Annotated in this window: 7 protein-coding genes and 1 rRNA gene; 7 read left to right on the top strand and 1 reads right to left on the bottom strand. The window is 40.1% G+C overall.

The features are described from left to right. The first annotated feature begins 113 nt into the window (after positions 1-113). From CSP5_RS09310 to CSP5_RS09300, 3 genes are all read left to right on the top strand, one after another. Positions 114-890, top strand: a complete 777-nt coding sequence (locus tag CSP5_RS09310; protein WP_077076721.1) for a hypothetical protein — start codon at positions 114-116, stop codon at positions 888-890. A 60-nt stretch (positions 891-950) separates the two neighbouring features. Continuing rightward, a complete protein-coding gene (locus CSP5_RS09305) occupies positions 951-1919 on the top strand; it encodes a PhoU domain-containing protein (RefSeq protein ID WP_077076720.1) in 969 nt (322 codons plus the stop codon). Between the two features lie 240 nt (positions 1920-2159). Continuing rightward, positions 2160-5073 (top strand): 23S ribosomal RNA (locus CSP5_RS09300). 271 nt (positions 5074-5344) lie between these two features. On the opposite strand, the gene CSP5_RS09295 is transcribed toward CSP5_RS09300, so the two are convergent. Further along, positions 5345-6214 (bottom strand): Mrp/NBP35 family ATP-binding protein, encoded by an 870-nt coding sequence (locus CSP5_RS09295; RefSeq protein WP_077076719.1) that lies wholly within the window; start codon positions 6212-6214, stop codon positions 5345-5347. A 256-nt stretch (positions 6215-6470) separates the two neighbouring features. On the opposite strand from CSP5_RS09295, the gene glgB reads away from it, so the two are divergent. From glgB to CSP5_RS09275, 4 genes are read left to right on the top strand one after another with little or no spacing between them, the layout of a single operon-like run. Beyond that, positions 6471-8576, top strand: a complete 2106-nt coding sequence (gene glgB, locus CSP5_RS09290) for a 1,4-alpha-glucan branching protein GlgB (RefSeq protein WP_197683162.1) — start codon at positions 6471-6473, stop codon at positions 8574-8576. Between the two features lies 1 nt (position 8577). Beyond that, positions 8578-10497: an alpha-1,4-glucan--maltose-1-phosphate maltosyltransferase gene (locus tag CSP5_RS09285; RefSeq protein ID WP_021789686.1), complete on the top strand. Its 1920-nt coding sequence runs from the start codon at positions 8578-8580 to the stop codon at positions 10495-10497. Continuing rightward, positions 10494-12149 carry a maltose alpha-D-glucosyltransferase gene (gene treS / locus CSP5_RS09280; protein WP_077076718.1) on the top strand — a complete coding sequence of 552 codons (1656 nt, stop codon included), beginning with the start codon at positions 10494-10496 and terminating at the stop codon, positions 12147-12149. The genes CSP5_RS09285 and treS overlap by 4 nt, the downstream gene beginning before the upstream one ends. Continuing rightward, positions 12146-13474 carry a hypothetical protein gene (locus tag CSP5_RS09275; RefSeq protein WP_077076717.1) on the top strand — a complete coding sequence of 443 codons (1329 nt, stop codon included), beginning with the start codon at positions 12146-12148 and terminating at the stop codon, positions 13472-13474. Before treS ends, CSP5_RS09275 begins: the two co-directional genes overlap by 4 nt. Positions 13475-13489 lie beyond the last annotated feature (15 nt).

Raw genomic sequence — 13489 nt, 5'->3', positions numbered from 1 at the left:
AAACTTATTTAATCCAAAAATCAGTTTAACTTTTCACATTTTGTAGTTCTCTATTACCATCATTTAAGGGGAAACTATAAAATGATAATTTTCCATTACCCGTTTGAATATAGTTGAGCTCAAAAAAGAATGAAACGCCTTTATCCACTTTCCTTAAAAAGAATAGGGTTTTAACATTTCCACTTCTTGCCTTAGTACCATCGATACTAATAGTTTTGATTTTCATCTTCGTAACTGCACTTCTTTACATAATTTTTCTAATTCCAATAATTATCTTTATCGCAGCCCATTACACCGACACATGGGGTATGAAGAAACGTTTAAAATATGCAATCCCAGTATTTGTTCTATTACTCCTCATACAGACGCTAATACTCACGCCCGTTTCCTATGAAAATCCAGGAATTTTACAGGGAAAAACACCAAACGATTCGCATTTCTCCGTCTACATATCGCCATATTCTGGTGTATATTCTCAATACAGCGTAAACGCAACATTTTATGGATTGAACACAAGTCATTCATATAAGCCTTATTTCATGGCATATTCATCAGGAGAGTTTCTAAATCTTACATGTAAGGTTTCACTTCAAAACGTTACTACCAGTGATGGCGTAATAGCAGTTAATTATACGTTTAACCATTTGCACGATGGTGATTATTACGTGGAAGTAATACTAAACTATACACATTCAAACAGGGGCTACAATGTTACAACGGGATTTGTACGGGGTCCAATCGTTTATTCTGAAAACATTTTTGCACTTTCATTGCTTCTTAATTATACACCACTATACGCTCTGTTAATTGTGATTTTCATTATATTCCTGCTGTTCAGCAAATCCATAAGCAACTCTAAAAGGAAGTTAACACAGAGAATGACAAAATAATATATATTTTTATGATTACTATATAGGTAAACTAAATATGTATTTTCCATATAGATTCATATGACTACTGAATCAAGGAAGATACAGATAACAGGAGGTTCAACATATATAGTATCACTGCCACCTACATGGGTTAAGGCAAACCAGATAAAGAAGGGAAGTACAGTTACGATTGAATCACTGGGCGATTCTCTTACATTATATCCAAATGAAAGAAAGAAAAGAGAAGTTGTAAAAGAACTTGAAATTACAGGTAATCTTTCAAACGATCTTTTACCTAGAACTCTAGTTTCACTATATATTTCAGGTTTTGACACTCTTATAATTAAAAGTGAGAGCTACATAAGTCAGGAGATAAAGGATATAGTGAAGAAATTCTCAAGACTGGTAATGGGCGTAGAAATCTTTGAAGAATCCGCTAAAGCCCTAACACTGCAAAATGTCCTGGATTCTGAATCATTTCCTCTCACCACTGCTCTAAGAAGAATGATAATGAACGTAAACCTCATGCTGGGGGACACTGCCAAGGCGCTGGATAGTATGGAATCTGAACTGATGGAAAATATAATTGGCAGGGACGATGATGTAGACAGATATCACTTCTATATGATGAAGGAGATTTCTATAGGAAAATATGAGGGAAAAGATACCATTTTCAATCTTATTTTTTCAAGAATACTGGAAAGGGTTGCAGATCATACAGTAAATATTTGTACAATACTCAAGGATTCGCCGAATTTTGATCAGAAAAAGAAATCAGAATTGATGCAGTTCATAATGTACTGCTACGAGGTATTCCAAAAAGCTACTACCTCATTTCTCGGCGCCGACCTAAAAACGTTGAATGAAATAGTTAACGTAAAAACTAACATAATAGCAAACAAGGCTCAGCTGATGAAAAAGAAATATGGAGACGTTTCATACTCAGGAATAGTAGAGGAAATCTCAAGAATTGGCCTCTATTCAACTGATATAGCTGAAATTACAATGGATAGATATGTAAACAAGAATCTAACCATTAAACTCTGAATATTCAGGAACAAACAACGTAAGAAAATTAAAGAACAGCAATACTCAGGGATAATAATATAAATGCAAACGAGAAGAAATAGGTAAAATCATGGCTTTACCACAATATTAATAAAGGTCCGTTTAATACGAGTGATACGCACTAAAAGATGCACTCTTTGAATAGATATCAGAGGGGAAGGGTATGAGATTATTAGTTAATCTATGAAGCCAGTTAATGTTCCAGTAAAATGGATTGTGCAATCTGTGAAAACTGTCTGGGGGATGGTTTGGTTTGAGAGCCGATGAAGGACGTGCCAAGCTGCGAAATGTCTTGGGGAGGCGCAAGGAGCCCTTGATCCGAGAATGTCCGAATGGGACTTCCTGTCGTAAGACACTCCGAAAGGAGAGGGAACTCAGGGAATTGAAACATCTTAGTACCTGAAGGAAAAGAAATCAATTGAGATACCGTTACTAAAGGCGATCGAAAGCGGTATAAGGCAAACCGAATTTTCCTTTGAAGAAAAGGAAAAGTTGTGGTGTATGGACTCTTCCCAACATCTAGTATACGAATCAGAATGGCCTGGAAAGGTCAACCAAAGAAGGTGATAGTCCTGTAAGAGTAAGTATAAAGGTTACGAGGAAGAAGTTCCGGAGTACCGTGCGTCGTTATTCGCGCGGGAAGATGGGTGGCATCAACATCCAACCTTAAATACTTCTCAAGTCCGATAGCGTACAAGTACCGTGAGGGAAAACTGAAAAGCAACCCGGAAGGGTAGTGAAAAGTACCTGAAACCAGACAGTGATAAACTTATAGGGCGCTAAAGCGGTGATCTTCCTAACACGAAGTGAGCGGCGTTCTATTATCCGTGTTGAAGAACGGGCCAGGGAGTTTTGTTGAGTGGCGAGGTTAACTCTTATGAGAGGTAGCCGTAGCGAAAGCAATTACACGCACAGCAATGGAGGTGTAACGTAATAAATGCGTCAGTCACTTGAGGAAGACCCGAATCCGGTCGATCTACACCTGAGTAGGTTGAAGCTAAGTGAAAACTTGGTGGAGGACCCAACTGGTTCTGATGTGCAAATCGTTCAGATGACTTGGGTGTAGGGGTCAAAGGCCAATCTAGGCCGGTAATAGCGGGTTCCCCCCGATACTACCCGCAGGTAGACCTCAGCAGAGATGTTGGGCGAGGTAGAGCGACCGAATAGTTGGTTAGCTGATGAAAATCAGCGTCGACTTATCGAACTCCGAACTTGTCCAAATCGTAGAAGCTGGGTGCTAGGGTACAGGGATAAGCTCTGTGCCCGTGAAGGGAACATCCTAGACGAGGGTTAAGGTCCCTAAAACTAACTAAGTGCAAATTAAAGAGGTTAATGGCCTAAGACAGTGTGGAGGTAGGCTTAGAAGCAGCCATCCTTCAAAGAGTGCGTAACAGCTCACTCACCGAGGCTATTTGCCTCGAAGATGGAAGGGGCTAAAGTTAGTTACCGAGACCTTCGAGCACCGAAAGGTGATCTGGTAGGGGGGCGTGCCATTTGGGCGGAAGCTTCTTCGAGAGGAGGAGTGGACCGAATGGCATCGCGGATCTTGGTAAAAGTAGCAGATAAGAATTGTGAGAATCAATTCCGCCGAAAGGGCTAAGGGTTCCTTGGCAATGTTCGTCAGCCGAGGGTTAGTCGATCCTAAGGTTATTCCTAACAGGAGATGACCGAATGGGAAGACGGTTAATATTCCGTCACCATGAATGTTTTGCCATTAATGAAGGTTCGAGATAAGGGGAGTACACTTGCCTGTGTATTTCTAATTATAAGTGGATGGAGAGTTGTAATGACGTAAAGTCTGCAAAAAATTAGCAGTTCCCGTTTGGGAATTCCTTTAATTCTTGGATCCTGTGAAAACCATTAATGGGTCAAGTTCATGTTCGTACCAAGAACCGACACAGGTGCCCCTGGATGAGAAGTCCAAGGCGTTTGGGAATAATGGACGCGAGGGAACTCGGCCAAATAGCTCCGTATCTTCGGTAGAAGGAGTGCCTGTTCCGAGAGGGAACAGGTCGCAGTGGCAAGGGGACCCCGACTGTTTACCAAAAACACAGGCCGCTGCTAGTTCGAAAGGATGTGTATAGCGGTCGAAACCTGCCCAGTGTCGGTACCTGAAAGTCCCGTTCAAGGGAAAGAAGGGCCGATAAACGGCGGGGGTAACTATGACCCTCTTAAGGTAGCGTAATACCTAGCCGCTTAATTGGCGGCTTGCATGAAGGTTCAACGAGAGTCCCACTGTCCCCGCGTTCAGCCCCGTGAAATTGATGCACTGGTGCACAATCCAGTATCTCCCACATGAAAGCGAAGTCCCCGTGGAGCTTTACTGCAGCCTGTAGCTGTAATACGGTTATCAATGCGTAGCGTAGGAAGGAGTTGTTAATGCTTGGGTTTCGGCTCAAGCGGAGACGTCAATGAAACACTTCCCTTTAATAACTGCGTTACTAACTTTTGTGAAAAAGGACAACTATTGGTGGGCAGTTTGGGTGGGGCGCCACGCCCCTGAGAATCAAACAGGGGCCCCCAAAGGTTGGCTCAGGAGGGTCAGAAATCCTCCGTGGAGTGTAAGAGCAAAAGCCAACTTGACTGTGTTCTGGTCAACAAGGGACGCAGATGCGAAAGCATGGTCTAACGAACCACCCAGTCCCCTCTTGATGAGGGCGGGTGATAAGAGAGAAGTTACCCCAGGGATAACTGAGTTGTCCTCGGCAAGAGTTCACATCGACCCGAGGGTTTGCTACTTCGATGTCGTCTGTTCCTATCCTGGTGCTGAACAAGGTGCCAAGGGTGGGGCTGTTCGCCCATTAAAAGGGATCCTGAGATGGGTTCACTACGTCGCGAGACAGTAGGGTTGCTTCTCTGTGGGAGTGTTCGATGTCTGAAGGGAAGGAGCCTTTAGTACGAGAGGAACGGGGGTTCGTGGCTTCTGGTTTACCGATTGTCCGGCAGGGCATTGTCGGGTAGCCACGCCATACACGGATAAAAGCTGAAGGCATCTAAGCTTGAAGCCGACCCTGAAAAGAGACATCGTTTGAGGCCACTCATAAAAGATGAGATTGATAGAACTGGGATGTAAGTATCAAGGTTCGCCGAGGTATTCAGTCCACAGTTACTAATCGGCCAAATGTACAATCCATGCTAAAGAACTTAACTGGTTAATCATACCAAGTGCCTATTTTTTATAGATAATAAAAATTCTAGGTTAATTTGAGAATATAAATTTTTGAAATATGTTACATTAAATTATGTAATTGTTAATATTCATTCTTACGGTATTTTATATGAATAGGACAATGTCTTATTTTTTTGTGATTTTTCTATGAGTTTTAAGTAAATTCTTTAACTAAGGGAAAATGCTAAATGGTAAAATTTATGGTTTTGAGATTGTCAAATATTATAATTAGAGATTACTGTTTTCTCTCTATTTGATTCAGTAATTTTTCTGCTATTTTTTCGTATACTTCTCTTACTTTTTCAGAGGCTTCTACTGCTGGTATCCCCTCATCTCCATTCTGGACTATTTCAGGGAAGATCGGTATCTTACCAAGAAATGGTATATTGAGTTCTTTTGCAAGTTCTTCAGCTCCTCCAGATCTGAAAATATCTGTAATCTCTCCACAGTGTGGACATGCAAATCCACTCATATTTTCAACAATTCCCAGAACTTTAATATGCATCTGTTCTGCAAAGTTTATGGCTTTTTTCGCATCTAAAAGGGCAAGATCCTGGGGAGTTACCACAATTACTACACCGTCTGCCTGAGGTACAAGTTGTGAAACCGTTAGTGCTTCATCACCAGTCCCTGGTGGGAAATCTAAAATCCCATAATCTATATTGTCCCATATGGTGTCCTCAAGAAACTGCTGGACAGCCTTATGTCTAAGTGCCCCTCTCCATATTACGGCGGTTTTTTCATCAGGGAGCAGGAATGCCATTGATATGACCTTCACACCATATGGTGAATCTATGGGCAATATACCCCCATCCTGAGTGTATAACTTCTCTTTAGTCACTCCAAGAAGTTTTGGGTCATCCGGTCCATTGATATCAGCATCGATAAGACCAACTCTATACTTTCTTGCCAGAGTAACTGCAATATTAACTGAAAATGTACTTTTACCCACTCCACCTTTTCCACTCATAACCATTATGGTATGCTTTACGCCTTTGTATTTCGTTGAGGCCTGTGGAGCCGTTTGTATGGGTGGAGGGGGTGTGTTTATTTTTATCTTTCCCTTCGGTTGATAATTTGGATTTCCGTTACTGGTTTCTGTCATATTCAGATATTTATGAAGCTTATTTATGATTATTGTAATTTTAAAGTTCTGTTAGTCAGAACTATAAGGCGCCGATTTAATAGATTTCCTGTATAATTCTCAATCGAGAGAAGTGCTATTTAATAAATGTGGAAAAATCATATATAAATATGAATAATAACATACATGATCAAAGTGTTGCAAAATGAATCCTTCTGAATTAAAAAATAAATTAAAACTATTAAGAGAATTTAAGTTATATGATGCCTATCAATTATTGTCCACTGTTAACGAAGGGGAAAATAGAACCTTCCAATGCTATCTGCCAAATGCATCGAGGGCATGGATAGAACTGAAAGGCAAAATAATAAAACCAGAAACAGAGGATAACGCCATCTTCAGGTTCTCAATTCCATCTGCGGAACCCATTAGATCGATCCTCATTTGTTATATGGATAGCTCAGGGTACGTAGAAAAGAAGCATAATCCATATTTTTTTGAACCATATTTGAAAAAAGAGGATTTATATTCATACGTGTCAGGGGAAAGTTACAGAGCATACGAATTTATGGGAGCTCATCGAATAAAGTTTCCAGAATGTGAGGGTATAATGTTCACAGTTTACGCGCCAAATGCTAACTGTGTTTCAGTAATAGGTAATTTCAATCACTGGATTGCAGGAAGCCATCCCATGATGAACATTGATAATAGTGGAATATGGTCAATATTCATACCTGACATAAATGGTGATGAAATCTATAAGTATGCCATAAGAACCAGAAATGGGGATTTACTTGAAAAAAGTGATCCATATGCATTTAAGACGGAGCTCAGGCCAAGAACAGGATCTGTAACTAATATTGATGAATTCAGATGGAATGATAGGGAGTGGATGAAAAGAAGATTCTCAACTAATTATGAAGTAGAGCCCATTATGGTTTATGAAATCCATCTGGGGTCATGGCTAAGGGAGGACGAATCACTTTACGCATCCTATCTTGACCTTGAAAAAAGGCTCATACCATATCTCAAGGAGAACCGGTTCAACTATGTAGAATTTCTTCCTGTAATGGAGCATCCTCTTGATGATTCATGGGGATATCAGGTTGTAAATTACTATTCGCCAACCTCCAGACATGGGAACCCGGAAGGATTTAAGCATTTGATAAATGCCCTTCATGAGAATAATATTGGTGTATATCTGGATTGGGTTCCAGCGCACTTTCCAATGGATTCCTATGGATTGGGTCTTTACGATGGGAGCCATCTTTATGAATATGAGAACCCAAAGAGAGGAATTCAACCTGACTGGGGTACATATGTTTTCGATGTTGGAAGGAGACACGTTATAAATTTTCTCATTTCGAATGCAGCATTCTGGGTCAGGGAATACCACTGTGATGGACTCAGGATAGATGCAGTATCTTCAATGCTTTATCTCGACTACTCAAGGAAAGATGGTGAATGGGAGCCTAATATTTATGGAGGTCATGAAAATCTGGAATCGATTGCATTCTTCAGAAGCCTGAATGAGCACATTCATAGATCCTTTCCGGGAGTAGTGTTAATTGCAGAAGAGTCCACCTCCTGGCCAGGGGTAACATCAAGAATTGAGTCTGGTGGTCTTGGATTTGACATGAAATGGAACATGGGCTGGATGCACGACACTCTTGAATATTTTTCATATGATCCCATCTACAGAAAGTACCACCAGGACAGGATCACATTCTCCTTCTGGTATTCATTTTCAGAAAAATTCATTCTACCATTGTCCCACGATGAGGTTGTTTACGGGAAGGGATCTATCTTTCAGAAAATGCCCGGTGATGAGTGGCAAAAATATGCAAATGTCAGATTGCTATACTCTTATATGTTCTCCTTTCCCGGAAAAAAGATGATATTCATGGGAGACGAATTTGCCGTAAGTTCGGAATGGGATTTTTCAAAAGGGTTAATAAACAACGCTGAAACAAATTCATTCATGAACGGCGTAAGGGAAACATTGAGAGACCTTAATGATATATACATTTCACGCTCTTTCCTGGCCAGAGGAGACTTCAACGGCGGGGCATTTCAGTGGATAGATTACTCTGACAGGGAAAGCAGTATATTTTCCTTTATTAGAAGAGATCAGCAATCAGATCACTTCCTGGTTTTTGTGTTCAACTGTACCCCTGTGATCAGAAAAGATTACAGAATTGGTGTACCCAGATCGGGAGAATGGAAAGAGATATTCAATTCAGATTCACAGTATTATGGTGGCTCAGGAGTAGGAAACGAGGGAAAAGTGATAGCATCAAAGAAATGGTGGCATAATATGGAGAATTCAATAGAGATTACGCTTCCACCTCTGGGATGCCTTATTCTTGAATGGAGGTTATAAAATGAAATACAGAGATATTTACATAGAAAAAGTAATGCCTACAGTTGACAATGGTAGTATTCCAGCTAGAGTAAGATGTGGTGATAATGTTCCAGTGGAAGCGGTAATATATTCCACAGCGCATCAATTTCTGAGGGCTAGAGTTGTTATCCGATCAGTTAGTGGTAAAATTATTTCAAGGACAGAAATGAAATACACAGGAATGAACGACGTATTCAGGACTACAGTACAACTGCCAAAAAGAGGGTCTTACAGCATGACTATAAATGCGTGGATCGACAGAACAACGACCATTATCAGAGGGATACTATCCTGGCTGGAAGCAGGTGAAAGTGTTGACAGTGATTTACTGGAATTGAAGCAGAGAATCTCACAGATGGAAAGCAAGGCCCGTGGAAGAAACAGGAAGGCATTCAGGGAAATGTGGAAGATAGTAAACCTAAAGAAACCTGAAAAGGAAAAACTTGCATTAATTCCCGAAGCTTTTTCTTCTATTCTGGATAAATATGATAAAAAAGAATCTGAGACAAACACTAATAAATTCTGGTTAGAGGTAATGGGTGACGAGTTATCAAAATCATGGTATGAGGTATTTCCAAGATCTCAACCTCCTGAGGGCAAAAAATCTGGAACCTTTAGAGATCTCGCAGCGAGGCTTAATTATATTTCTGAAATGGGGTTTGATGTAGTTTATTTGCCGCCAATTCATCCCATAGGCCAAACTAACAGGAGGGGGAAAAATGGAATCATTCCATGTACAAAAGATGATCCCGGAAGCCCATGGGCAGTTGGAAGTGAGAAGGGGGGTTTTAAATCAATTGCCCCAGAGCTTGGGACACTGGATGATTTTAAATTTCTGATCAGGGAAGCCAGATCGAAGAACATGGAGATAGCACTTGATATGGCGTTCCAGTGCTCACCTGATCACCCATATGTGCGGGAACATCCAGAATGGTTTTACAGGAGGCCAGATGGTACAATACGATATGCAGAAAATCCACCAAAGAAATATTTCGACATATATCCATTCAATTTTTACTGTGAGAACAGGGATGAATTATGGGAAGAATTGAAAAGTGTTGTCATGTACTGGGCTGAGGTTGGTGTAAGGATGTTCAGGGTAGACAATCCGCATACAAAACCCGTGGGTTTCTGGGAATGGATGATCCAGTCAGTAAGGAAGGAATATCCGGATACAGTATTTCTGAGTGAATCATTCACCACACAAAACCTGATGTACCGTCTGAGTAAGGCTGGATTCCAGCTTTCTTACAGTTATTTTACATGGAAAAATTTTGACTGGGAAATAAGGGATTATTTCACCGAATTAAACAGTCCAGAGGTAAGCGCATTCTTCACGCCAGTTTTATTCACAAACACGCCAGATATATTATCTTACACATTACAGCACGGAGGAAGGGCCCAGTTCATTATCAGGGCAATACTTGCAGCAACACTTTCTTCTTCGTGGGGAATATACAGCGGGTATGAAATATGCGAAGACACTCCAATTCCAGGGAGGGAAGAATATTTGGATTCAGAGAAATATGAAATTAAAACCAGAGATTTCAATGATCCAATAAATATCAGGGAAGAAATAGCGCATCTTAATGAGATAAGAAAAAAGAACCCAGTGTTCATGGAGAGAGGAAACCTGAAATTCATTGAAAGTAATAATCCCTCACTGCTTGCATATACCAGAGGTTTTGGACAGAACAAAATCATGGTAATAGTAAATTTAAACCCAGAACAGATGCAGGAAGGTATGGTTGAACTTCCAGATGAATGGAAGGGCTATTCCAGGGTAAATGTGATGGATATTTATAACCTTGAAAGCTACTCATGGGTGGATGGCAGGAATTATGTGCGTTTAACACCTGAATTCAAGCCAGTACACATACTTAAGAGGGTTTTGAAATGATGTCTGATTCACAGGAGAACCTGTGGTATAAAGATGCTATATTTTATGAAGTGCCGGTACGATCGTTTTACGATTCAAATGGGGATGGTATAGGAGATTTTCCAGGGCTTACTCAGAAACTTGACTACATAAAAAGCCTCGGAATAGATTGCATATGGCTCCTCCCATTCTACGATTCTCCACTAAAGGATGATGGATATGATATAAGGGATTATTACTCAATACTCCCGGAATATGGAACACTTAAAGATTTCGATAATTTCATGATTGAGGCTCACAGGCTAGGCATTAGAGTGATAGCCGATCTTGTTCTTAATCACGTTTCAGATCAGATAAAGTGGTTTCAGGAAGCAAGAAAGGACAGGACCAACTCAAAGAGGGATTGGTTTGTCTGGTCAGATACGCCAGATAAATACGAAGGGGTCAGGATAATATTCATAGATACAGAGAGATCTAACTGGACACTGGACCCTCAAACCGGACAGTACTACTGGCACAGGTTCTTCAGTCATCAGCCAGATCTGAATTATGACAATCCAGAGGTAAGGGATGAGATGAAGAAGGTCATAAGGTTCTGGCTGGACAGGGGATTGGACGGCTTCAGATGTGATGCAGTACCTTACCTTTTTGAAAGAGAGGGGACAAGCTGTGAAAATCTTCCTGAAACACATGAGTACTTCAGGGAAATCAGGAAGATGATAGATGAGGAATATCCAGGCAGGATACTACTTGCGGAGGCAAATCAGTGGCCAGAAGATGCAAAGAAATATTTCGGAAATGAGGACGAATTCCAGATGAATTTTAATTTTCCACTAATGCCAAGAATATTTATAGCCCTGGCAAAGGAAGATGCCTTCCCAGTGGAGAATATTATATCCAAAACGCTTCCTGTTCCTGAAAAATGTTCATGGGGCTTATTCCTCAGAAACCATGATGAATTAACTCTGGAAATGGTATCAGACGAGGAAAGAGATATAATGTACAGCGAATATGCAAAGGTACCGAAGATGAGATTGAATCTTGGTATCAGGAGAAGGCTTGCACCTCTGGTTGACAATGATAGATATGCACTGGAATTCCTCAACGCTCTCATAATGTCATTGCCTGGTTCTCCAATTCTCTATTATGGGGATGAGATTAACATGGGTGATAATATATATCTCGGAGATAGAAATGGTGTAAGAACACCAATGCAGTGGTCCTATGACAGAAATGCCGGGTTTTCCAGATCCGATCCAGAACAGTTATATGCACCTGTGATAATAAATTCCAATTACCACTATGAGGTAAATAATGTAGAATCAATGTCAAGGCTTCCCTCCTCATTTCTTAACTGGCTAAGGAAGCTAATAATAACAAGGAAAAGGAGTGCTCAGGTTTTTGGAAGGGGAACCATAGAATTCATTCATTCAGATCAAAAGGAGATTCTTGCCTTCATAAGAGCATATGAGAATCAGGTTATACTGTGTGTTTATAATCTATCAAGAAAACCATCCTATGTGACTATGGACCTTAGAAAGTATTCAGGCTGGCATGTAAGAGAAATGATAAGTCTCACAAGATTTCCAGATATAGGGGAACTTCCCTATTTCTTCACCTTACAGAGAAACTCATTCTTCTGGATGAGCTTGGAGAAACCAGATGCGACATGAAAACTGAAGAGATTATTAAGAAAAACAGGGAAAGAATATTCAGGGAAATGGTAAATGAGAGATGGTATCCTCTCAAGGGAAGTGATCCTAAGGATATAGAGGTAATAGAATTTTATCCACAGGAAGTATCAGGAAATGAGCCTTTCATATTAAAACTAAGATCGGTTGAAACAGGGATGATGATCAATCTTCTGCTCAATGTGAGGGATGACGCAAAGGATGAAACGGAAGATTCAATAAAGTCAGGAAAAGTTCTCATCATGATTAAAAAATTGCTGGAAGATGGAAGGACGTCAGAAATCAAGTTCAATGGGAACAGGGATGAAATTCTTCAAAATCTGGGTTCTTATCATGCATTTAACGGAAATCAGAGCAATTCATCATTCATAATAAATAGAAAAGTGATAGGCAAATTCTTTAGAACATCTTCGGATGTGGAAAACCCAGATTACATTATACCACTAAATCTCTGGAAACATACTGATTTCAGGAACACACCGGAACCTCTTGGAATGATAACTTTAAGAGATAAGGAATGTGTTATGACATTTTCAAGATTTATGGAAAACGAGGGTGATTACTGGAGCTATCTCAATCGCATACCAGAAGATGAGAACTTTATCAATATTGTAATGGAGTCCGCAAGGAATATAGCATCGGTGACAGCAAAGATGCATTACTCTCTATCCACAGTAAGCGTTGAAGGATTTGAAGCAGAACCATTCAATTTAAAAGATATCCAGTCACTGGGAAACTCATACAAAGCATATGAAGAAATGGTAATTGAATTATGTAAAACAAGGGAGGCTCAATCAAATCTTTTCCACGAAGTTTATAATGGAATTCCTGTATTGAGTAAAGCTGGTGAGGAGTTTGAAAAATTAATGACAGATCACTTCCTGAAGCAAAGGATTCACGGTGATTTTCATCTTGGCCAGATTCTTAAGACAGAATCAGGTCCGCAGATTATAGATTTCGAAGGTGAACCAATGAGGTCCATCGGGGAGAAATCCTCAAAACAGAGTACCATGAAGGACCTTGCAGGTCTGATACGATCCTTCGACTACCTTTGCAGGGGAAGAATGAGTAAGCCAGGGAAAACATCCAAAATAATTGAAAATATTGTAATATCTGCATACCTGAACGAAATGATAAAACTAAATCCAGATTTCAGGGAAACAAAGGACTTATTTATCTCTGTGCTAAAAGCTTTCATTCTAGAAAAGGCAATGTATGAGACAATTTATGAGTCAAGAAACAGACCTGAGTGGATCCATATTCCTCTTGGTTTTATTTATTCATTCATAAATGAAGAAGAGGAGTGAAAAGGATAAAAAAGT

Origin of the sequence: Cuniculiplasma divulgatum, from assembly GCF_900083515.1 — an archaeon.
Classification (GTDB): domain Archaea; phylum Thermoplasmatota; class Thermoplasmata; order Thermoplasmatales; family Thermoplasmataceae; genus Cuniculiplasma; species Cuniculiplasma divulgatum.
The sequence above is the reverse complement of the archived record's forward strand: the minus strand, read 5'-3'. Positions and strand labels throughout refer to the sequence as shown.

Bases quoted from the DNA above. Each gene is read 5' to 3' on its own strand.
- CSP5_RS09295 (WP_077076719.1), bottom strand. From the start codon at position 6,214: ATGACAGAAACCAGTAACGGAAATCCAAATTATCAACCGAAGGGAAAG.
- CSP5_RS09305 (WP_077076720.1), top strand. From the start codon at position 951: ATGACTACTGAATCAAGGAAGATACAGATAACAGGAGGTTCAACATAT.
- CSP5_RS09285 (WP_021789686.1), top strand. From the start codon at position 8,578: ATGAAATACAGAGATATTTACATAGAAAAAGTAATGCCTACAGTTGAC.
- CSP5_RS09275 (WP_077076717.1), top strand. From the start codon at position 12,146: ATGAAAACTGAAGAGATTATTAAGAAAAACAGGGAAAGAATATTCAGG.
- treS (WP_077076718.1), top strand. From the start codon at position 10,494: ATGATGTCTGATTCACAGGAGAACCTGTGGTATAAAGATGCTATATTT.